The sequence below is a fragment of the Streptomyces sp. NPDC006430 genome, from assembly GCF_040612395.1.
Lineage (GTDB): Bacteria > Actinomycetota > Actinomycetes > Streptomycetales > Streptomycetaceae > Streptomyces.
The window spans coordinates 1-21,311 of record NZ_JBEXQA010000050.1; the positions used below are offsets into that span (position 1 = coordinate 1).

19 protein-coding genes are annotated in these 21,311 nt (G+C 70.5%); 7 read left to right on the forward strand and 12 right to left on the reverse strand.

Annotated elements, in window-relative coordinates:
* Nucleotides 1-416: 416 nt before the first annotated feature.
* The 6 genes from ABZZ20_RS34585 to ABZZ20_RS34610 all read right to left on the reverse strand — a co-directional run bounded on the left by ABZZ20_RS34585 (nt 417) and on the right by ABZZ20_RS34610 (nt 7,322).
* On the reverse strand, nt 417-2,639 hold the full coding sequence (locus ABZZ20_RS34585) for an NADP-dependent isocitrate dehydrogenase (protein ID WP_356876593.1): 2,223 nt from the start codon (nt 2,637-2,639) through the stop codon (nt 417-419).
* Between the two features lie 281 nt (nt 2,640-2,920).
* On the reverse strand, nt 2,921-3,274 hold the full coding sequence (locus ABZZ20_RS34590) for a DUF805 domain-containing protein (RefSeq protein WP_356876595.1): 354 nt from the start codon (nt 3,272-3,274) through the stop codon (nt 2,921-2,923).
* Nucleotides 3,275-3,679: 405 nt separating this feature from the next.
* Entirely contained in the window at nt 3,680-4,507 is an 828-nt protein-coding gene (locus ABZZ20_RS34595; RefSeq protein WP_356876639.1) for a chitosanase, read from the reverse strand.
* A gap of 235 nt (nt 4,508-4,742) precedes the next feature.
* Nucleotides 4,743-5,825 carry a magnesium/cobalt transporter CorA gene (gene corA / locus ABZZ20_RS34600; protein WP_356876597.1) on the reverse strand — a complete coding sequence of 361 codons (1,083 nt, stop codon included), beginning with the start codon at nt 5,823-5,825 and terminating at the stop codon, nt 4,743-4,745.
* Nucleotides 5,826-5,949: 124 nt separating this feature from the next.
* Nucleotides 5,950-6,342: a TOBE domain-containing protein gene (locus ABZZ20_RS34605; protein WP_356876599.1), complete on the reverse strand. Its 393-nt coding sequence runs from the start codon at nt 6,340-6,342 to the stop codon at nt 5,950-5,952.
* An 80-nt stretch (nt 6,343-6,422) separates the two neighbouring features.
* Nucleotides 6,423-7,322: a LysR family transcriptional regulator ArgP gene (locus tag ABZZ20_RS34610; protein ID WP_356876601.1), complete on the reverse strand. Its 900-nt coding sequence runs from the start codon at nt 7,320-7,322 to the stop codon at nt 6,423-6,425.
* A gap of 70 nt (nt 7,323-7,392) precedes the next feature.
* On the opposite strand from ABZZ20_RS34610, the gene ABZZ20_RS34615 reads away from it, so the two are divergent.
* From ABZZ20_RS34615 to ABZZ20_RS34625, 3 genes are all read left to right on the forward strand, one after another.
* Nucleotides 7,393-8,016: a LysE/ArgO family amino acid transporter gene (locus tag ABZZ20_RS34615; protein WP_356876603.1), complete on the forward strand. Its 624-nt coding sequence runs from the start codon at nt 7,393-7,395 to the stop codon at nt 8,014-8,016.
* Between the two features lie 69 nt (nt 8,017-8,085).
* Complete coding sequence (locus ABZZ20_RS34620; RefSeq protein WP_356876605.1) at nt 8,086-9,228, forward strand: NUDIX hydrolase; 1,143 nt, start codon at nt 8,086-8,088, stop codon at nt 9,226-9,228.
* A gap of 151 nt (nt 9,229-9,379) precedes the next feature.
* Entirely contained in the window at nt 9,380-10,897 is a 1,518-nt protein-coding gene (locus ABZZ20_RS34625; protein ID WP_356876607.1) for an MFS transporter, read from the forward strand.
* On the opposite strand, the gene ABZZ20_RS34630 is transcribed toward ABZZ20_RS34625, so the two are convergent.
* The 4 genes from ABZZ20_RS34630 to ABZZ20_RS34645 form a co-directional block, all read right to left on the reverse strand.
* On the reverse strand, nt 10,886-11,770 hold the full coding sequence (locus tag ABZZ20_RS34630) for a hypothetical protein (RefSeq protein WP_356876609.1): 885 nt from the start codon (nt 11,768-11,770) through the stop codon (nt 10,886-10,888). The two genes, ABZZ20_RS34625 and ABZZ20_RS34630, sit on opposite strands and share 12 nt — an antisense overlap.
* A gap of 73 nt (nt 11,771-11,843) precedes the next feature.
* Nucleotides 11,844-12,380: a cupin domain-containing protein gene (locus ABZZ20_RS34635; protein WP_356876611.1), complete on the reverse strand. Its 537-nt coding sequence runs from the start codon at nt 12,378-12,380 to the stop codon at nt 11,844-11,846.
* Nucleotides 12,377-13,594 (reverse strand): cytochrome P450, encoded by a 1,218-nt coding sequence (locus ABZZ20_RS34640; RefSeq protein WP_356876613.1) that lies wholly within the window; start codon nt 13,592-13,594, stop codon nt 12,377-12,379. The genes ABZZ20_RS34635 and ABZZ20_RS34640 overlap by 4 nt, the downstream gene beginning before the upstream one ends.
* Nucleotides 13,595-13,610: 16 nt before the next feature.
* Nucleotides 13,611-14,672: a type III polyketide synthase gene (locus ABZZ20_RS34645; protein ID WP_356876615.1), complete on the reverse strand. Its 1,062-nt coding sequence runs from the start codon at nt 14,670-14,672 to the stop codon at nt 13,611-13,613.
* Between the two features lie 204 nt (nt 14,673-14,876).
* On the opposite strand from ABZZ20_RS34645, the gene ABZZ20_RS34650 reads away from it, so the two are divergent.
* The gene (locus ABZZ20_RS34650) at nt 14,877-16,121 is read left to right on the forward strand and encodes a cytochrome P450 (RefSeq protein ID WP_356876617.1); all 1,245 of its coding nucleotides are present in this window, start codon (nt 14,877-14,879) and stop codon (nt 16,119-16,121) included.
* The gene (locus ABZZ20_RS34655) at nt 16,118-16,339 is read left to right on the forward strand and encodes an acyl-CoA carboxylase subunit epsilon (protein ID WP_356876619.1); all 222 of its coding nucleotides are present in this window, start codon (nt 16,118-16,120) and stop codon (nt 16,337-16,339) included. Before ABZZ20_RS34650 ends, ABZZ20_RS34655 begins: the two co-directional genes overlap by 4 nt.
* Before the next feature lie 179 nt (nt 16,340-16,518).
* Here ABZZ20_RS34655 and ABZZ20_RS34660 read toward each other — a convergent pair whose 3' ends face one another.
* A complete protein-coding gene (locus ABZZ20_RS34660; protein WP_356876621.1) occupies nt 16,519-18,303 on the reverse strand; it encodes a VanW family protein in 1,785 nt (594 codons plus the stop codon).
* A gap of 239 nt (nt 18,304-18,542) precedes the next feature.
* Here ABZZ20_RS34660 and ABZZ20_RS34665 point away from each other — a divergent pair, with 239 nt between their 5' ends.
* Both ABZZ20_RS34665 and ABZZ20_RS34670 read left to right on the forward strand, forming a co-directional pair.
* A complete protein-coding gene (locus ABZZ20_RS34665) occupies nt 18,543-19,253 on the forward strand; it encodes a hypothetical protein (protein ID WP_356876623.1) in 711 nt (236 codons plus the stop codon).
* A gap of 145 nt (nt 19,254-19,398) precedes the next feature.
* A complete protein-coding gene (locus tag ABZZ20_RS34670; RefSeq protein WP_356876625.1) occupies nt 19,399-19,674 on the forward strand; it encodes an acylphosphatase in 276 nt (91 codons plus the stop codon).
* A 295-nt stretch (nt 19,675-19,969) separates the two neighbouring features.
* On the opposite strand, the gene ABZZ20_RS34675 is transcribed toward ABZZ20_RS34670, so the two are convergent.
* Nucleotides 19,970-20,410, reverse strand: coding sequence for an Ig-like domain-containing protein (locus tag ABZZ20_RS34675; protein WP_356876627.1), 441 nt, complete (start codon nt 20,408-20,410; stop codon nt 19,970-19,972).
* Nucleotides 20,411-21,311: the final 901 nt, after the last annotated feature.

Consider the following 21,311-nt stretch of genomic DNA (forward strand, 5'->3'; position numbering starts at 1 on the left):
TACCGGACGGTGTCTGCACGACAGGGACCGGCATACGGCCCTCCTTCGCCCAGGCCCACGCGGTCTGGTAGTGCACACCGTTGCGCGCCGCCCACCCGGAAAGCCTCACACCATCAGGATAAAAGCTGATGAAGGCAGATAACTACTGATGAAAAATGCGACTGTTGTTCACCCCCTCACGGGCGCCAGTGCTCACTGCGGGACGTCGTCCGACCGCTTCCACTCCTCCACGGGCAGCCCGAGGACCACGTCGTCGACGGAGGCCCCGGACACCCGGGCGGAGCGCGCAGGGTGCCCTCCGGGGTGAAGCCCGCACGCGTCGCGGCGCTGATCACGGCGGCGTGGCGGGCGCGCAGACGGGTCCGCCCCGGTCGGCGGCTGCCGACCGGGGCGGAACGCTGAGGGACCGGGTGACCCTACGCGAGGGTCGCGATCGCCTGGTTGAAGGTGGCGGACGGCCGCATGACCGCCGAGGCCTTGGCGGCGTCCGGCTGGTAGTAGCCACCGATGTCGGCCGGGGAGCCCTGGACGGCGATGAGCTCGCCGACGATGGTCTCCTCCTGCTCGCCGAGCGTCTTGGCGAGCGGGGCGAACGCGGCTGCGAGCGCGGCGTCGTCGGTCTGCTGGGCCAGCTCCTGCGCCCAGTAGAGGGCGAGGTAGAAGTGGCTGCCGCGGTTGTCGATGCCACCCAGCTTGCGGCTCGGCGACTTGTCCTCGTTGAGGAAGGTGCCGGTCGCGCGGTCCAGGGTGTCGGCCAGCACCTGGGCGCGGGCGTTGCCGGTGGTGGTCGCGAGGTGCTCGAAGCTGGCCGCCAGCGCGAAGAACTCGCCGAGGCTGTCCCAGCGCAGGTAGTTCTCCTTGACCAGCTGCTGGACGTGCTTCGGGGCGGAGCCGCCGGCGCCCGTCTCGAAGAGGCCGCCGCCGTTCATCAGCGGGACGACCGACAGCATCTTGGCGCTGGTGCCCAGCTCCAGGATCGGGAAGAGGTCGGTCAGGTAGTCGCGCAGCACGTTGCCGGTCACCGAGATGGTGTCCTCGCCGCGGCGGATGCGCTCCAGGGAGAAGGCGGTGGCCTCGACCGGCGAGAGGATCTTGATGGTCAGACCCTCGGTGTCGTGGTCGGCGAGGTACGTCTTGACCTTGGCGATCAGCTGCGCGTCGTGCGCGCGGCTCTCGTCCAGCCAGAAGACGGCCGGGACGCCGGTGGCACGGGCGCGGGTGACGGCGAGCTTGACCCAGTCGCGGATCGGCAGGTCCTTCGCCTGGCAGGCACGGAAGATGTCGCCGGCGGCGACCTCCTGCTCCAGGACCACGTTGCCCTCGGCGTCGACGAGGCGGACGGTGCCCGCGGCGGCGATCTCGAAGGTCTTGTCGTGGCTGCCGTACTCCTCGGCCGCCTGCGCCATGAGGCCGACGTTCGACACCGAACCCATGGTGGACGGGTCGTACGCGCCGTTGGCGCGGCAGTCGTCGATGACGACCTGGTAGACGCCGGCGTAGCTGCTGTCCGGCAGGACGGCGAGGGTGTCGGCCTCGGCGCCGTCCGGGCCCCACATGTGGCCGGAGGTGCGGATCATGGCCGGCATGGAGGCGTCGACGATGACGTCGGACGGCACGTGCAGGTTGGTGATGCCCTTGTCGGAGTCGACCATCGCGAGGGTCGGGCCTTCGGCGATCTCGGCCTCGAAGGAGGCCTTGATCTCGGCACCGATGTGCGGGACGCCGTCCAGGCCCTTGAGGATGGTGCCGAGGCCGTCGTTCGGGGACAGACCCGCGGCGACCAGGGCCTCGCCGTACTTCGCGAAGGTCTTCGGGAAGAAGGCGCGGACCACGTGGCCGAAGATGATCGGGTCGGAGACCTTCATCATCGTGGCCTTGAGGTGCACGGAGAAGAGGACGCCCTCGGCCTTGGCGCGGGCGATCTGCTCGGCGAGGAAGGTGTTCAGGGCGGCGGCGCGCATGACGGCCGCGTCGACGACCTCACCGGCGAGGACCGGTACGGACTCGCGCAGGACGGTGGTGGCGCCGTCGGCGGCGACGTGCTCGATGCGGAGCGTGCCGGCCTCGGCGATCACGGTGGACTTCTCGGTGGAGCGGAAGTCGTCGGCGCCCATGGTGGCGACGTTCGTCTTCGACTCGGGGGTCCAGGCGCCCATGCGGTGCGGGTGCGTCTTGGCGTAGTTCTTGACCGAGGCGGGGGCGCGGCGGTCGGAGTTGCCCTCGCGCAGGACCGGGTTGACGGCGCTGCCCTTGATCTTGTCGTAGCGGGCGCGGGCCTCGCGCTCCTCGTCGGTCTTCGGGTCGTCCGGGTAGTCCGGGAGGGCGTAGCCCTGGCCCTGGAGCTCGGCGATCGCGGCCTTCAGCTGCGGGATCGAGGCCGAGACGTTGGGCAGCTTGATGATGTTCGCTTCCGGCGTCTTCGCCAGCTCGCCGAGCTCGGCGAGGGCATCGGCGATCCGCTGGCCCTCCTCGAGGTGCTCGGGGAAGCTGGCGATGATCCGACCGGCCAGGGAGATGTCACGGGTCTCGACATTCACACCGGCCGTCGACGCGTACGCCTGGACCACAGGCAGGAAGGAATACGTCGCGAGGGCCGGGGCCTCGTCAGTGTGCGTGTAGATGATGGTCGAGTCAGTCACCGGATGCTCCGCTCCACAGTCTGCGTCTCTCGTCTGCAACATTGCTCGACATCAAGATATCTCGTGATCGGGCCGGTCTGGACAGCCCCCTGCCGCGAGCGTCACGAGACGCGTGTCACTCGGGGCCGGCGGAAGCCCTGCGGGACCCCCGAAGATCCCTGCGGGGCCCGCCGAACGGCCCTGCGGGACCCGGCCGGGGCCCCTGGAAAACGGCGAGAGCGCCGTCCGGCGGCTGTTTCCAGCCGGGGACGGCGCTCGGGCACTCGGGCGTACGGGCCCGATCAGACCTGGACGGCCTTGGGGTTCGCACCGTACTGGTTCGGCTGCGCCTGGCCCTCGGTCGCCATGAGGACGAGGAGCCAGATGCCGCCGACCAGCGGGACGAGGGCGATCAGCAGCCACCAGCCGGACTTGCCGATGTCGTGCAGGCGGCGCACGCCGACGGCGAGGCCCGGGAGGAAGACGGCCAGCGCGTAGATCGCGTACAGGAGCGGGTACGTGCCGATCGCGTTGTCCAGGATGGCGACGATGATCAGCGCGGCCAGGTTGAAGAGGGTGAACATCCAGTACTCCTGCCGGCGGGCGCGGCCGGAGAAGACGGTGTACTTCTTCAGAACGTCGGTGTAGTAGTGCATGTGTCCCCCCAGAGGACGGTTCGTGGGCCCGTCCTGCTGGAGCAAGCCGGGGCAGAACTTATGCCCCGCTTACGCGGCGGTCAAGCCACTTCACAAGCCGCCGGAAGAGCCGCGTTCCTGGGGTTCTCCAGCCAAAAACACCGGTACCGGGCGCCACTTGGAACCCACGGATCATGTCAGGTCACATGGGGTGACGAAACAGGGGTGACAGGGGCCTTTTCGTGAGGCTGGAGAGCCCCAAGAGCCCTTCCAAATCCGTTCCGGTGACCGCTCACCACCCTCGGAACAGGCCCCTCCGGGCCCACATCGTTACGCCACTGCGACATGCGCGTTGCCGACGCCCACGCACGGGCGCCCCGGGCCGGGAGGGGTCCGGCTCGGGGCGCCGCGGGTGGGCCGGCCGACTCAGCCGATGTGGAAGGGGTCCCCGTACACCTTCCAGTCGAGCGGGGTGTTGAGGTTCAGGTTGCCCTTCTTGAGGAAGACCCGCTGCGCGGTGTCGACGCGGCTCGTGTCGCTGTGCGCCTCCTCCTGCTTCATCGCCCAGACGCGGGCGTCGAGGAAGGCGTTCAGCCACGTGGTCTCGTTGCCGCCCTGGGACGGGGGCTTGGCCTTGGACAGGGCCCGCTTGCGGATGTTGCGGAAGCTGGTGGAGTCGGTGCCGTCGCCGTGCATGACGATGGCGTCGTAGTAGATGAACTGGCCGAGCGTGCCCACCCCGTCGGACTTGCCCTGCTTGACGGCCGGGTTGAAGTAGACGCGGTCGCGCTCGTGGTCCTGGGCCTTCTTGAACTCGCTGTCCTGGGCCGCCTTCGCCCAGTCCTTGGTGAAGTTCGGGTCGAGACCGGCGTGCGAGTCCGTGCCGTTGACCTTGCGCAGGGCCGGCAGGTACTTGGCGAGCACGTTGCCCGGCTTGACCTGGGTGTAGTACTCGACGAGGTCGAGCATGTCGCCGGTGCCGGAACAGAAGCCGATGATGCCGGCGGTGTAACCGCGTTCGTCGTCTATGTCCTCGATGTACTTGTACTGCGCCTTCCAGTTCAGCGAGGAGTTCTCCGCGCTGGAGACGATCTGCATGGCGATGTCCTTCTTCGCCGGATCGTCGAGCCCGACGGCCGCGGCCGATACGGCGGCGGCCGAAACCGAGGCCGGAGCGGGTGCGGGTGCCGCGGTGGCGTGGGCGGTGAACGGCACGGCGATCAGCGCACTACCGAGCAGGGCGCCGACGGCCATCCTCTTGCGGTGGGGGGTGAACACAAGACCTCCATGAGGGAGTTGAGGCTTACCCGATTTCGTTAGGAAACTTTACTACCAGAATTCGAGGCAGCTCAATACCCCCGCACGCCCTGTGCGGCGCCGGGTGCCCACCGGTCGGTTCCGGAGGGGAGGTGTGGGTTGCTCGACCCGTGCGCGCGGTGCGCGGCGGACGGGTCGTCAGGGTCGTCAGGTCGCCTTCGGGGGCGATAGGTCAGAGCCAGCCGTTGCGCCGGAAGCCCCGGTGGATGACGAAGCACCCCAGGGCCATGACGCCGACCACGATCGGATACCCGTACGTCCAGTGCAGTTCCGGCATGTTGTCGAAGTTCATGCCGTAGATCCCGCAGACCATGGTCGGCACGGCGACGATCGCCGCCCACGCCGTGATCTTGCGCATGTCCTCGTTCTGCGCGACCGTCACCTGTGCGAGGTGGGCCTGCAGGATGGAGTCGAGCAGGGCGTCGTACGCGCCGATCTGGTCGGTGGCCCGGGACAGATGGTCGGCGACGTCCCGGAAGTACGCGCGGACCTCGGCCGGGATGACCGGTATCGGCTGCGCGGCCAGGTGCTGGAGCGGCCGGCTCAGCGGACCCACCGCCCGGCGCAGTTCCAGCAGTTCACGCTTGAGCTGGTAGATGTGGCCTGCGTCGCCCCGACCGCCGTGCTCGCTGAAGACCGCGGTCTCGACGGCGTCGATGTCGTTCTGCACCGCGTCCGTGACGGCCACGTAGTCGTCGACGACGTGGTCGGCGATGGCGTGCAGAACGGCCGCCGGACCCTTGGCCAGTTGGGCCGGCGCCGCCTCCAGGGCCTCGCGGACCGGGCCGAGCGTCCCGCGTCCGCCGTGCCGGATGGTGATGACGAAGTCGTCTCCGGTGAAGACCATCAACTCGCCGGTCTCCACCACCTCGCTCGTCGCGGTGAGCTCCTCGTGCTCGACGTAGCGCACGGTCTTGAAGACGGAGAACAGTATGTCGTCGTACCGCTCCACCTTGGGGCGCTGGTGCGCGTGCACGGCGTCCTCGACGGCGAGGGGGTGCAGGCCGAAGAGCCGGGCCAGTCCCGCGAGTTCCTCCGTGGTCGGTTCGTGCAGGCCGATCCAGACGAACCCGTCGCCCGTCTTGCGGACCCGCCGCAGCGCCTCCTCGACCTCGGTGCAGCCGTCCTGCCGTTCGCCGTCCAGGTAGACCACGCAGTTGACCACCGCGCTGCCGAGGGGGGAACGGGCCGGGTGGCTGAGATCGACGGCCCGCCGGTAGCCGCGGCGCACGGCCCGGCGCAGGTTGCTGAACATGGACAACGACGTACTCCCCTTCGGCGGATCAGCCGCAAGTCTGCCACCAACGCCGGACCTGCCCCCGCCGGGCTCGGGCCCGAGCCCGCGGTGCTGCGTGACCGGCAGGACTCGCCTGCGACCGTCAGGCGCGGTCGATGAACACGCTCGTCGACTTCACCCGGGCCACGGCCCGCGCGCCCACCTCGAAACCGAGCTCCTCCACCGCCTCCCGGGTGAGCAGCGAAACGATGCGGTGCGGCCCGGCCTGGATCTCGACCTGGGCGTCGACGATGCCCAGCTTCACGGCCGTGACGATCCCCGGGAAGGCGTTGCGCGCCGAGGTGTACGGGAGGTCCTCGCCCTCGCCGCCCTCCTGGGCCACCTCCACGCAGAACGCGGCCAGGTCCGGCCCGTCCACCATCCGCCGCGCACCCTCCCGGCGGGTGGGGAACCGTTCGGCATCCGCCCAGCGCCGGGCCGTGTCGACGCTCACGCCCAGCAGCCGAGCAGCCTGGCCGATCGTGTAGGACTCCATGAGCGCAGCTTACGGGGGGTGCTGCGACCGGAAAGGTCACCGGCCCGCGACGCACGGCACGGCACGGCACGGCAATACGACTAGCGCAGGGCCTTGGCCGCCGCAGCCGCGACCACCTCCGCCAGCGTCGACAGCGCCGGGGAGTCGAGTTTCCACTGCTGCCAGTACAGGGGGACGTCCAACGGCCGCCGCGGCACCAGCAGTACGAGGCCGCCCGCCCGCAGCAGTGGCTCCGCCTGCGATTCCGGTACCAGCCCCCATCCCAGCCCGGCGGCCACCGCGCCGCAGAACCCCTCCGAGGTCGGGACGTGGTGACGCAGTGGCCCCGCCCCGGCGTCACGATCCCCCGTCAGCGACCGGACGAACGCGTCCTGGAGTTCGTCCCTGCGGTCGAACACGATCACCGGAGCTTCCTGGAGGGCCTGCGCGAGCGTCCCCGTCAGATGGTGCGCCACGAATGCGGGGCTCGCCACCGGCAGGTACCGGGCCAGCCCGAGCCCGCGCACGGTGCACCCCGCCACCGGGTCCGGCGAGGAGGTGACCGCCGCCATCACCTGGCCCTCCCGCAGCAGCGCCGTGGTGTGCGATTCGTCCTCCCGGTGCAGTTCGAAGAGGATCGGTGGATCCTGCGGCACCAGCGTGAGCGCCGGCAGGAACCACGTCGCCAGGGAGTCCGCGTTGACCGCGATCGGCAGCCGCACCGGACCGCCCGACTCCTGCGCCATGCCGAGCTCGGCCCGTGCGTCCCGCTCCAGTCGGGCCAGCTGCCGCGCGAAGCGGACCACCACCTGCCCGGATTCGGTCGCGCGCACTGGTTTCGTCCGCATCAGCAGGACCCGTCCGGTGCGCTGCTCCAGGGCCTTGACCCGTTGGCTGACGGCGGAGGGGGTGACGTGCAGGGCCGCGGCCGCCGCATCGAAGGTGCCCTCGTCCACCACGGCGAGGAGGGTACGTACCTGGTCCAGGGGAAGCTCGTCCATCACGATCGCTAAGGGTACGTAAAAATCTTTAGCTGTACTGAACACCGCGCCGCCGCCTACGGTCGAACGCATGACACACGGCATCTTCACCGCGGCACTCGCCGGCTTCGGCACCGGACTCTCCCTCATCGTCGCCATCGGCGCGCAGAACGCCTTCGTCCTGCGGCAGGGCGCACGCCGGCACGCCGTTCTCGCCGTGGTCGCCATCTGCGCCGTCTCCGACGCGGTCCTCATCGCCCTCGGCGTCACCGGCGTCGGAGCCTTCGTGACGGCCTGGCCCGCCGCCCTGACCGCGGTCGCCGTCGCCGGCGGCGGATTCCTGATCTGTTACGGATTCCTCGCCGCCCGCCGGGTGCTGCGGCCCACCCCCGGCGCCGCCCTGGACACCGAGGGCGCCACCGCCGCGTCCCGCCGCCGGGCCGTCCTGACCTGCCTGGCCATGACCTGGCTCAACCCGCACGTCTACCTGGACACCGTCCTGCTCCTGGGCTCGCTCGCCGCCGACCGGGGTGACCTGCGGTGGGCCTTCGGCGTAGGGGCCGGACTGGCCAGCCTGATCTGGTTCGCCACCCTCGGCTACGGCGCCCGACTGCTCAGCGGCCTGCTCGCCCGCCCCGCGGCCTGGCGGGTGCTGGACGGGCTCGTCGCGGCGACCATGGTCACGATGGGCGGGATGCTCCTGGCCCGGGCCTGACCGCCGAGGGCGGCGGGCGCGCGCCGGGTACGGATCCCCGTACTCCCGCACGATCCACAGGAGCCCGCAGTGCCCGACCTCCCCGCCGAACGCCCGACCGGCCGCCCCACCGGCCGCCCCTCCACCGACCCGGGGCGCACCCAGCACGCCGGCCCTTCGGCCCCGCTCATCATCGCCATCGGAATCGTCCTCGACCCCGGCGGGCGCGTCCTCGTCCTGCCCCCCTCGGGCGAAGGGGACCCGGACCTCCCGGACCTCCCCGGCGGCACGGTGGGGCACACCGAGACACCGGAGGAAGGCCTGGCCCGCGCACTGCACGAGCAGCTGGGCCTGGCCGTCCCGGTCGGGCGGCTGCTCGCCGTGGAGTCCCGCCGCCCCGGCTCCCTCGGCCGCTCCCTGATCGCCCATGTCCACCTCGTCGGGCCGCTCCCGCCCGAACGGGTGTGCGCTGCTTCCCGCGCGGACCACGAGGTCGCCGCCGCGCGGTGGCTCGCGCCGGACCGGGCGTACGCGGTGCTGCCCGCCCGGAGCGCGCCCCGGCTGCGGGCCGGCCTGGCCGCCCTGCGCTCCGGGTCCTTCGCGCACCTCGTCGACGGAGTGCCCCAGCCGGGCTCCCCGGCGGGCCTGGACCCGGCGGAGCGCGCAGCCCTGGAGCACGCCGGTTCCTTCGACGCCGCGAGCCACCGGGCCGCCCGTCCCAAGGCGATCACCGCGGCGAGCGTGCTGTGCACGGACGCGGCCGGGGCGGTCCTGCTGGTGGAGCCCGCGTACGGCACGCCGGGGCGCTGGAACCTGCCCGGCGGCGGCATCGACAGCGATCTGGGCGAAACCCCGCGCGCCGCCGCCCGGCGGGAGGTCAGCGAGGAACTCGGTCTCCTCCTCGAACCGGGCCGGCTGCTGGGCGTCAACTGGTCGCACAAGCCCGGCTATCCGGCCCGGATCCGCTTCCTCTACGACGGCGGGGTCCTGGACTCCCCCACCCTGGCCCGCATCCGCCTGCCGCGTTCGGAACTGCTCCGGTGGCGGACCGTGCCCGCCGATCAGTTGCGGGCCCTGGTCAAACCGTCACTGCGCCGCCAGATCGAAGCCTGCCTGCGCACCCGCGTCGAGGGCACGGGCCCGCTGGAGCTCCACGCCGGTCGCCCGGCCGGGGCGCTTCGACGGAAGAAGGACAAGAAGCGCAGCAAGGAGGGGAAGGAGGGGCAACCGTAGGAAAACGAACGAGGCACTGGTCCATCCGGACGGCATCGTGGCGTGGCGCGTGGGCGTCGCGGCCGTCTCACGCATCGTCGAACCAGACAGTCCCCGCACCCGCGCACGCACTCTCGCCAGCGAGATCGAGCGGAAACCATGGAGTGCCACCATGTCCGCAGAGCCGACCCGTCCCGGAACCAGCACCGATCCAGCCGTCCACGCCGCCGCAGCGCCGCCCGATCCGCGCCGGTGGTGGATCCTCGCCGTCATCGGCCTCGCCCAACTCATGGTCGTCCTCGACGCCACCATCGTGAACATCGCCCTGCCCTCCGCACAGGCCGATCTCGGGTTCCCCGATGACCAGCGGCAGTGGGTGGTGACCGCGTACGCCATCAGCTTCGGAAGTCTTCTGCTGCTCGGTGGGCGGCTCGCCGATCTGTTCGGGCGGCGGCGGGCCTTCCTCATCGGCCAGCTCGGCTTCGCCGCGGCCTCGGCACTCGGCGGCGCCGCGACCACCTTCGGGGTCCTCGTCACGGCGCGTGCCCTCCAGGGCGTGTTCGCAGCGCTGCTGGCTCCCGCCGCGCTCTCGCTGCTCACCACGACGTTCTCCGCCCCCGCCGAACGTGGCAAGGCCTTCGGCGTGTTCGGTTCGCTCGCCGCGTCCGGGGGCGCCGTCGGGCTCCTGCTGGGAGGTTTCCTCACCGAGGACCTGAGCTGGCGCTCGACCATGTACGTGAACGTGCTCTTCGCCGCCGTCGCCGTCGGCGCCGGCGGCGTGCTGCTCAAGCGGCCGGCCCCCACCACTCCTCCCCAGCTTGACCTGCCCGGTACGGTGCTGGCCTCGTCGGGTCTCTTCTGCCTGGTCTACGGTCTGGCCACGGCGGGACCGCTGGGCTGGGAGTCCGCGCACACCCTGGGCTTCCTGACCGCCAGCGCCGTCCTGCTGGCCGCGTTCGTCTGGTGGCAGCGGCGCAGCGCGCACCCGCTGCTGCCCTTGCGCATCGTGCTCGACCGGGTCCGGGGCACGGCGCTCACGTCCGTGTTCATCACCGGGGTCGGGATGTTCGGCGTGTTCCTGTTCCTCACGTACTACTTCCAGCACACCCGGGGGTACAGCCCGGCCAGGACCGGCCTGGCCTTCATGCCGATGTCCGGATGCATCATGATCGGCGCGATCGGCAGCAACATGGGCCTGCTCGGCAGGATCGGCGGACGTCCGCGCATCGTCACCGGCATGGTGCTGTCGGCGTGCGGCATGGCCTGGATGGCGACCCTGACGGCGACCGGCCCGTACGTCGTCGATGTCCTGCCGGGCCAGGTGGCCACGGGACTCGGCATGGGCCTGATCACGGCGGCCGCCATGAACCTCGGTACGGCGGGCATCGATCCGCGGGACGCCGGGGTCGGTTCCGCGACGGTCAACGCCATGCGACAGACGGGCGGCTCCGTCGGCACGGCGCTGATGAGCACCCTTGCCGGCGGAGCCGTCGCCCGCTCCCTCGCAGGCAGGCAGCCCACGCCGGACCTCATGGCGCGGGCTGCCCTGGAGAGTTACCACACGGTCTTCACGGCTTCGGCGGCGATCTTCGTCGGCGGCGCGGTGCTGACCCTGCTGATGTTGCCCGGCGGCCTGTCCATGGAGCGCGCACACGGCGCTCCGGGCGGCCGCCGTCCCTCAGTGCGGTGAGGTGGTGGCGGGAGCGGCCGGCTTCGCCGGGGTAGCGGGGGTGACCGGCGACGCGGGGGCGGGGGCCGCGCCCGTCAGCCGGCAGTTCGCGACCGAGCTGCGGACCCGGTCTCCGGTCGAGAAGTGCTTCAGCTTGCAGGCATTGGCGCCGAGGCCGCCGTCGACCTGAGCGTAGCCGGGGCCGATCGTCAGGACGGTGTCGTTCTGGCCGCGGACCTTGTCGTCGCCCGGACCGCCCTGGACGACCCCCGCGGACTCCGCGCCGACGGACTTCGGCTCGATGATGTCGTTCTCGCTGCCGCCGAGTACCCGGCCGCCGAGGTCGATGTTGCCCGTGCGGATCAGGTCCCTGCCGTCGTTGCCGAACACCTGGCCGCCGCCGCGCTGGTACTCGCCGGGCTCGCCCAGCACACTGCCGGTGGTGATGTTGTCGTTGCCGTGGTCGCCGTAGACGGTGGCCCCGTGCGCCGCCGTGCCCACGACGAGGGCGGTGATGATGGTGTCGTCGCCCGCACCGCCGCGCACCGATGAGTTGCCGTTGCGCGGGTAGAGGTTGTTCACCTGGAGGGTGTCGTCGCCCTCGCCGCCGAGCACCTGGGAGTCGACCAGGATCCCCTTGACCCGGATGTTGTCGTTGCCGGCCCCGCCGTAGATGATCGCGTTCTCGACGTCGTTCTCGCACAGGATCGTGTCGTTGCCCGACGTGCCCCTCACCACCTGTCCGGGCCGGGCCTCGACACCGTTGACGTAGCACCAGTGGGACGGCAGGGGCTCGGCGGCCCGGGCCGGGCCCGCCGCGAGCGAGGCGGCAGCGGCGACCGTGCCCGCCAGGGCGTACGTAGCGGTGCGGAGTTTGCGGCGGGTGCGCAGCATGGATTCTCCCGAGAATGGTGTGAGTGGGGGGTATTGCGGTTCTTGCGGTGGTGGTCAGGGCGTGCCGGGGTGGTCAGGGCAGCTCGTGGCGCAGCGGCGTGAGCTGTTCGATGTCGTAGCGCATCCGCAGTTCGCGGATCGCGGCGGGATCGGGGGTGACGCCCGTGTCGAGCAGGGCGAGGAGCTCCTCGAAGTACCGCTCGTGATCGGGGGGCGGCGAGGCTTGGAAGAACATCCGGGCCGGTTCGCCGGTGGGGTTCGCGAAGGCGTGCGGACAGCCGGGCGGAACGACGATGACGGTTCCTGGTGTGGCACGGACGACCTGACGTCCGTCGAGCGACTCCCAGTCTCGCCAGTCTTCGCCGATACGGACGCGCGGCTCGAAGGCCATGACGTCGAGTTCACCCTCCAGGACGTAGAACAGCTCCTCGCTGCGGGTGTGCAGGTGGGCTCCGACGTCGAATCCGGGCGGTACGACGACCTCGAAGCTCGAAGCCACCGAGGAGTGCTCCCCGGTGACCTTGAACGTGACCTGCTGGGCGTCGGTTTGCAGCTTCCGGCCGTGGCCCGGTGGCACGAGCAGCCCGTCGCGGGCGGCGTGCGCGGTCATGACCAGGTCACCGGCAGGCCCTCGGGCCCACGGATGAGGGCCCCGGGCCGCCAACGCAGTTCGCTCACCGGGACGCTGAGGCGCACGTCCTCGAAGCGGTCGAGGAGCGCGTCCAACAGTAGTTCCGCTTCAAGCCGGGCCAGCATGGCCCCGGGGCAGAAGTGGGGTCCGTACCCGAAGGACACGTGCGGATTGGGGCTGCGGTCCAGGTGCAGCTCGTGGGGGTCGGGGAAGACGTCCGGGTCGCGGTTGGCGGCGAGGTAGGAGACGTAGACCGCTTCGCCCGCCCGGATGAGTTGGCCGGCAACGGCGACGTCTTCGAGGGCGATCCGGGAGAGCCCGACCGCGTTGCGGTGCGGGATGTAGCGCAGCAGCTCGTTGAGTCCCGAAGGCCGCAGGTCGGGTGTGCTGCGCAGCCGTTCCATCAGGTCCGGCCGGGTGAGCAGGATGTAGACCATGTTGCCCACGTTGTTGGTGACGGCCTCGCCCCCGATCTGGATGAGCAGGGCCAGGCCGGTGGCCTCCTCCTCGGTGACCTCGCCGGCCTCGACTGCCTTGACGAGGAGCCCGATGACGCTGTCACCGCCCGCCACTTCCCCGTTGCGCATGCGTGCGCCCAGGTAGGCGCACATGTCGTTCTTGGCCTGCTCGCTGCGCTGCGCGCCCTGGGCCGAGGAGAGGATCAGCGTGGTCCATTCGTGGACCATGGTCCGGTCGGGCTCCGGCACGCCCATCAGCTCGCACACGAGGGCGAGCGGGAAGGGAGCGAGCAGGCGCTCGGTCAGGTCCACGGGCGGCCCGTCGCGCAGGATGCCCTCGACGAGGGGGTCGAGCATCTCCTGGGCCCGGGTGCGCAGGCGCTCCACTCCGCTGGTGGTGAAGGCCGCCGCGACGGTGCGGCGCAGCCGGGTGTGGTCGGGCGGGTCCTCGAAACCGACCGCACCGGGTGCGGGGATGAAGTGCGGGGCCAAACGGGTGACGTCGTGTTCCGCGACCAGCTTTCGGCTGAACCGGGGATCGTTGGCCACCATCCGCACGTCTTCGTACCGGCAGACGAGCCAGGCCCACCCGCTTCCGTTGGGAAGCCTGATGCGGGTCACCGGGCCCGCCCGCATCAGGTCGGCGAGGACGGGGTCGAAGTCGACCCCGTCCAGGGCCGGGGTGGGCCAGTGCGTGATGGGTGGCCGTGAGATTGTGGGGCCGTCCTTCAGCATGCTTCGGATTCCTCCCTCACCCGGTCCCTCGATCCGAGGTCCAGCTGCCCAGTGAGATCTCTGCGGTGATGCCCGGGCCGAAACCGGCCAGCAGGCCCCGCGCGGCGTCAGCGGTGCCGTTCTCGTCGAAGAGTCGGCGCAGTGCGTCCAGGACGACGGCGCTGGCGATGTTGCCGTACTCGGTCAGTGTGGCCCGACTGAAGCGGAATGCTTCGGGTGCCACACCGAGGTACTTGCTGAGGTCGTCCAGAATGCGCGGCCCACCTGCGTGGATGATGTAGAAATCCAGCGCGGCGGCGTCCCACCCGTGGGCCTTGGCCAGTTCCTTGAGCGACGGGGCGAGCGGTTCCATGGTCCCCGGCACTCGTCGGTCGAGCTTGAAGTGGAACCCGGTCTCCTTGACGTCGTACATGATCCAGTCCTCCGTCTGGGGGATGATGTACGAGCTGTTGCGGTGCAGTTCCATGCCGGTGCCGCCCTTGCCGCGCACGACGGCGGCGCCCACTCCGTCGCCGAAGAGGCCGTTGGAGAGCAGGTTGCCGACCTCCAGGTCGCTGGGCTGGTAGCACAGCGAACAGAACTCGCAGGAGACGATCAGCGCGTTCGCGTCCGGGTAGGCGGTGCAGAAGTCGTGGGCCCGGTTGACCGCCGCGCCGCCCGCCGCGCAGCCCAGCTGGGCGATCGGGAGCTGCCTGGTGTTCGTCCGGAAGTCCATCGTGTTGATCAGCCATGCGGTGAGCGACGGCATCATGAAGCCCGTGCACGACACGTAGATGATCATGTCGATGTCCTGCGCACGCAGCTGGGCGTCCTCCAGCGCCTGCCGCACCACCGCGGGGACCCGCGCCTTGGCCTCGGCCTCGTACACGGCGTTGCGCGATTCGAAACCGGGGTGCTTGAGGGTCTCCTCGATGGGGCGCACGATGTGCCGCTTGGCGACACCCGTGTTCCGGATCAGCCGAAGCGCCAGGTCGAGCTGTGGGTGGTCCGCGTGCACGGACCGGGCCAGATCCAGGGTCTGCTCCATCGTGATCACGTGCTCGGGCACGCACACCGTTGGCCTGCACAGAGTCGCCATGGGTGGCTCTCCTTTCGTGTCTGACACAGCCTCACGGACCTCCGGCCGATGCGCGCGCGGGACTACGGCGTTGGTGACATGAGCCAATCCGGTGACGCTTGGCCGGGAAGGCAGCGGAGCGCGTGACGAGAGGGAAGGGATGGCCGTGCCGATTTCCCGCGGAATCGCGCCTCGGGGGGTGACATCCACGCAGGGAGATGAACCATGACGTCAGACCCGCAGACGGCCCTCAAACCGGAGCAGGACCCGGCCTCGGACGAAGCGGTGCACTGCTGGAACCTGGACGACTTCGAGGCACTCGACTTCGACCCCTTCCTCCACGACCGGCTCCGGGAGCAACGGGCAGCCCGGATCCGGCTGCCGTTCGGGGAGGGCACCGCCTGGCTGATGGCGCGCTACGCCGACGTGAAGGCGGCCACCACCGACCCGCGCTTCAGCAGGCGGGAACTGGTCGGCCGTACGATCACCGCCTCCTCCCCGCACGCGATCGCCTCGATGCAGGCATCCATGAACTACGCCGATCCGCCGCGCCTCAACGACATGCGCCGGGTGGTCGCGCGTGCCTTCACCGGCAAGAGCATGCAGAAGCTGCGGCCCTCCGTGCAGCAGACCGCCGACCGGCTCCTGGACGAGATGGAGCGGCACGGCTCGCCGGCAGACCTGATGGAGCACCTGCACGGCCCGTTCCCGCTCGCGGCCGTCGCCGACCTGATGGGGATGCCGCAGGACATGCGCAAGGACATGACCTCCTGGGCCAACCTGATCATGACGCCCGGGCCGGCCCCGGGGAAGAGCGCCGACGCCCTGAAGACGGTGCGCGAATGCGTGGTCGCCCTGCTCGCGATGCGCCGGGAGGAGCAGAGCGACGACCTGGCCGGAGTCCTCGCCGCGGCGGCCGACGCCGGTGAGCTCACCGAGCCGGAGGCCGTCTCCATCGCCACCGCGATCCTGGTGAGCGGGGCGCACGCCGTCCGCAACAACAGCGCGAACATGGTGTACGCCCTCCTCACCCATCCGCAGCACCTCGAACGGCTGCGCGCGGAGCCGGAGCTGCTCCCCCAGGCCGTCGACGAGCTGCTGCGCTTCATCCCGCACCGCAGCGGAGTGGGCCTCCCTAGGATCGCCACGCGGGACATCGAGATCGGCGGCGTCACCGTCAAGGCCGGCGAGACCGTGTACTCCTCGTACCTCGCGGCCAACCGCGACCCCGAGGTCTTCCCGAACCCCGACACGTTGGACTTCGACCGCGGGCCCATCGCCCACATGGCGTTCGGGAACGGCCCGCACCACTGCGTCGGCTCCATGCTGGCCCGGATGGAGTCCGAGATCATCATCAGCACGCTGCTCGACCGGTACCCGAAGCTCGCCCTGGCCGTCCCGCCCGAGCAGCTCGAATGGCAGTCCGGGGCGCTGATCCGCGGCCCCAAGGCCCTGCCGGTGTCCTGGTGATACGCCGCCACCAGATCAAGGTGATCCGGGGCCGCCCGGATCACATAGAACTCGCGGCCCTCACGGCCGCCCTGTTCATCCTGGCGCGCACGGCCCGTGCGCCCCGCGCACACCGTTCCACCCGGCACCACCGCGCCCACTGGGACCGCAACCTGCCGTCCGTGGTCCACCATCCCGCGCACTCCTGGCGCGCCCGCCCGGGCTCCCCCTTCCTCTGACGAGGAGTTCCATGAGAGAGGGCCCCGCAGCGGCCCCCGGGGAGGCCGGGCCCCGCCCCAGGAGCGGCGCCGCGCACTCGTCGCCGCGATCCTGGCCGCGCTGGTCGGCGAGGACGGCGTAGTGACCACGATGGACATCGGCCCGGAGGTGGTCGTCCGCCGGCCCGTCCGGCGTCGGGTCAGGCGCGTCCCGGCTTCGGCGCGGCGGAGCCGGCCGGCGGCACCGAGGCGCCCGGCGCCGGCGTCGGCGCATCGCAGGTGACCTCGTCACGCGGGGTGTAGTGGGTGGGGAAGGTCTCCCGCTTGACCTCGCGCCCGCCCTGTACGAAGACCCGGTCGACGGTGACGTCGAAGCCTTCCAGCGGGGTCTGCACCTCGCAGGTCGGACCGGAGCCCGTGCGCTTGCCCGGCGGGGTGATGTGGGTGCGCGGGCCCTTGGTGGCGCGGATCTCGTCGTACTTCTTCGTACCCAGGAGCGTGATGGTCACCGAGGTGTCGGTGGACTGGGCCTGGACGTACAGCGCGTGGCCGGTGTCGTTCTTCCAGCGCAGGTCGAGGGTGCCCCACGCGACGGTGGCCTCACGGCCCTCGGGGTAGCGCTCGATGTAGAACGAGTGGGCTCCGTGCTCCAGCGGCTGGACGCCCGCGAAGAACACGGCGTTGTACATGGTCGTCGCGACCGACGAGACGCCGCCACCGGGGGCCTTCGCGTACTGGCCGTCGTTGATCATGATCCCGTCGACGAAGCCGTTCTCCTTGGTCCGTTCGCCAACGGTCTTGTTGAAGCTCCAGGACTCGCCCGGAAGGACGACGGAGCCGTTGATCAGCTGCACGGCGCGCCCGATGTTGGTGGTCCGGTAGGGCGCGGCCGGGAAGTTCACGGTGAAGGAGGAGACCTTCTCCTTGATGCCCAGTCGCCGGGCCTCCTCGGCGGTCAGGCGCGGGGGAACGGTCTTCACGGCCAGCTCCCCGGTCCGCGCGGTGCCCGTGCGGGTCAGCAGCGGTACGACGGCCCGGGCCAGTGCCTTCTCGGTGACCTGGGCCCCCGTCCGCCCGTCCTCGGCGACGACCGCCCGGTTCGCGGAGTCGACGCCGAAGGTGATGCCTCGGGACGGCCGGGTGACCGCGGCGACCTGCCGGGAGACCGCGGGATCGGCCAGCAGCCCCTTGGAGTCGAGCTCGGGAACGAGTCGGCCGTGGCCGTCGGCCTCGACGCCCAGGTGCTTGCCGAGTACCGCGGGAGTGAGGGTGAGGGGCCGCCCGGCGAGGGTGAGCGTGACCGGCGCGGACATCGCGGGCTCGGCGAACTCCTTCAGGACCCGGACGGTCTCCTGCTGCCCCACGGCGGGCGGCTTCTGGTCCACGGGCAGCTCGATCGGGCCGCCCTGCGGGCGCAGGTACGCGGCGCGGACGGTGTCCGCGGCCCGATCGGCGCGTACGGCGAGACCGGTGACCGGGGCGGTGACACGGACCGTGCCGCCCTCGAAGGTGATGTCCCCGTCGCGGGCCGGGCGGCCGGCGGCGGCGAGCCGGTCGATCTCGGCTCGGCTCGTGGGGCCGTCCGTGCGGATCACGGGTTCGACGGTGCGGTCCTGTGTCGGGGCGAGGAGGCGTCCGATCACGGTGAAGGGGTCCGATCCGGACTGCGCGGCACGGTCGACGGTGGCGGCAGTGTCGAGGGAGAGGCCGAACGCGGCGGGTGCGGCCTTCTCGGTACGGTCGCCGATCCGCAGCTCGATCGGGGCCGCCGCGGCCGGGCCGAGCTCGCGGTCCAGGACGGCCTTGGCCTCGGTGCGGCTCATCCCGCCGATGTCTACGCCGCGTACCTGGGTTCCGTCGGCGACGGTGTCCGCCGCGACCGCAAGGCCGGTGAGGTAGAGGCCGCCGAAGCCCAGTACGGCGGCTCCGCCCACGAGGGGCAGGGCTATCCGCCGGTTGATGGTCAGGCGGTGTGCGCGTCGCATGTCTCTCCCGTTGCCGGTGGCGCTGGTACGTCGGTGTGGACCGGAGACAAGCATTCATCAATTAGGACTAAAGGTGTCGAAAATGTGCGTGTTATCACGAACCGGGACCGAGTCCCGCGCTACCGAAAGTAGGCCGAAAAAAATAAGGCCACTTGAGTCGGATTGGACCTGTCCGGGCACACTGGCCAAGCCACACCGTGGGGCCTGTCGTCCTTTGGCTCCCCGGAAAGGTTCCACCGGTGTCCCTCGCCCCCGCCCGCCCCGCTCGGCGTCTCACCCGTCGACTCCTGCAGCTGTACCTCGGGCTCGCCCTCTACGGAGCGAGCTCGGCGTTCCTGGTCCGCGCGGGGCTGGGACTGGACCCCTGGGACGTCTTCCACCAAGGGCTCGCCGAGCGCACCGGGTGGAGCATCGGCACCGTGTCCGTGGTGGTGGGCGCGCTGGTCCTGCTGCTGTGGGTGCCCCTGCGGCAGCGCCCCGGGCTGGGCACCGTTTCGAACGTGTTCGCCGTCGGCCTGTCCATGGACGCCACGCTCGCGCTGATGCCGGACGTGCACGGCGCGGTCCCGCAGGCGGCCCTGCTGGCGGCCGGCATCGTCCTCAACGGTGTGGCCACCGGCCTGTACATCTCCGCCCGTTTCGGCCCGGGGCCCCGCGACGGCCTCATGACCGGCCTGCACCGGCGGACCGGGCGGTCGGTGCGCCTGGTGCGCACCGGAATCGAGGTCACGGTCCTCGCGGCCGGAGTCCTGCTCGGCGGCACCGCCGGCGTCGGGACCGTCGCCTACGCGCTGGCCATCGGTCCGCTCTCGCAAGTCTTCCTGCGCGTCTTCGCCCTGTCCGGCGAGGACCGCGCCCCGGCCGACGCCCCTGCTCGGGTCCCGGCCGACGCCCTCGCCTCCCCCCAGGAGCCGGGGCCCGCGCCGAAGCCGGCAGCGGCGTGCGGGTGACGGGTACCCGTCACCCTTGCGCAGGACGTCATGGTGCCGGCACCCGGGCCCCGGCCCGGTCAGGGCTTGCGGTCGGGAAGCGACATTCGGTGACGTCGAGACCTCCTTGGGCGGCGCCCCGCGCCCGCCCCGCTATGGTCGGCCCATGGAACGGGTTCGCATCCGAGTGATCGTCCACGGCGTGGTGCAGGGTGTCTTCTTCCGTGACACCTGCCGCCGCACCGCTCTCGACCACGGCGCAGCCGGCTGGGTGCGGAACCTGCCGGACGGCACCGTGGAGGCGGTGTTCGAAGGGGATGCGAAGGCGGTCGCCCACATGGTGGACTGGGCGCACCACGGCCCGCCCGGAGCGAGCGTCGTACGGGTCCAGCTCCACGAGGAGCGGCCGGAGGCCCTCGGAGGCTTCGAGGTCCTCGGCTGACCCCGCTCTCCGTGTGCCGCGCGGGCGTCGCGGGGCACGGCGGTGGCGATGTTCACGAGCGCACGCTCCAGGTATGCCTGCTCACAGGTCGCGTCCGGCGGCGATACCGCGGTCGGTGCCGAAGACCTCCCGCATCACCGGGGTCAGGGTTTTGGCGTCGCGAATTTTCGGTCAGCGGTCATTCCCGGTCCCCCTCTGGAGCGCCTACGCCGATCCCCCACCAGCGGTTGCCAGCCTCCGCAGACGTAGACGCACCAGCATAGATGTCAGCCTGAATTCCGCGGCCTTGTGAGGGCTAACGGACATTTACCTCGTTGTGAATGTTGCTGACTGTGAAATTGATCAGGCCGTTACAGAGGAGGCACATCCCAGGGGTCGTGGGGGGTGCCGGCGCGGCTGATACCTCGATCTTGGTCGTGTTGTTCGAAGCGTTGCAGTTGTCGTTTCCGTTGTATGCGGCTGTGATCGTGTGAGAGCCGGTCGAGGTGAAGTTGGCCGTATACGCCGATGTTCCGTTGGCTCCCACGGGAACGGTTGTCAGGACGGCTGCGCCGTCGTAGAACGTCATGCCGAGGCCGCCGCTGGGGTCTCCCGCACAGGTCACCGTCGCGGTCAGATCTACTGATTGCCCGGCGGTCACTGTCGAAGGCGATGCTTGGACCGTGGTCGTCGAGGGCACTGCTGCAGCCGCCGGCGAAGCAAAGGCCATCACGGCCAGAGCTGCGGTGGTAGCCATTCTGAAAGCTTTCCGTTTTTGCCAACGCCTCACTAAATCTACCCCTTGATTGTTCGTCAGGAGAATTTCACCGCAACTAGCCGGGGCATGTCACCATACGAGGCGAATTTCAGCGTCCGAGGGGGCTTTGATGCGATCAACCTGTTTGGGCCAGAGAAATTCGCCCGAATGGGCTGCGAGGCCGCTGATCGGCTTGGATGAATGGAACTCATTGGTCCACGGCCCAGCGCGCCCCGGAAGCCGCGGGAACCACCCCACACCTCACCTGCCTGCGGCCGGTTGTGTCGCACCGCCCCCGACGGTAAACAGCGCCTGATGCGGCTTCGTGACGGGGCGGTGGGCGCCGGGCGGTGGGGTCCTTCCGCAGTTGGCGACGGGGCGCACAATAGGCGAATCCCAATGCAGGCATTCTGCGCTCGCCCAAACGGGTGGTGTCACGTCAGTTCCCTTGTTGGAAAGACCACTCGGGTGGCCTACTGTTGTTACTGGCCAGGTGGGTCCGTCTATCCCTCCACTAGGGAAATGCGGCAGCCGGCTGGCCCAGCACCTCGGCCTGAGATGCCGTGACGGGCGTCCCTTGGCGGAGAGAGCACATCCAGCAGTCGGTACCTCGAAGTCTGTTCGGTACCAACTACTGCGGTGGCTCGGCACAACCAAGAGGGGGCTTCATGCCATCCGTTTCTTCCCTCCGACTCCTGCCCGGGACCTGCGATAGGCCCCTGCGCAGGTGGCTGCCCGCAACCGGCACACTCAGCCCAGCCGGGGCCCCATCGGGCAACCGGACCGTGCGCGGGTAAACCCCCGGACTCAACCGCCTTGTGAACAAACCGTTCCCGCCCCTTCTTCTCCCCTACGGGAGCGGCCGGGTTTGGGCGCGAAGGCAGAGCATCGCTTTCCACAC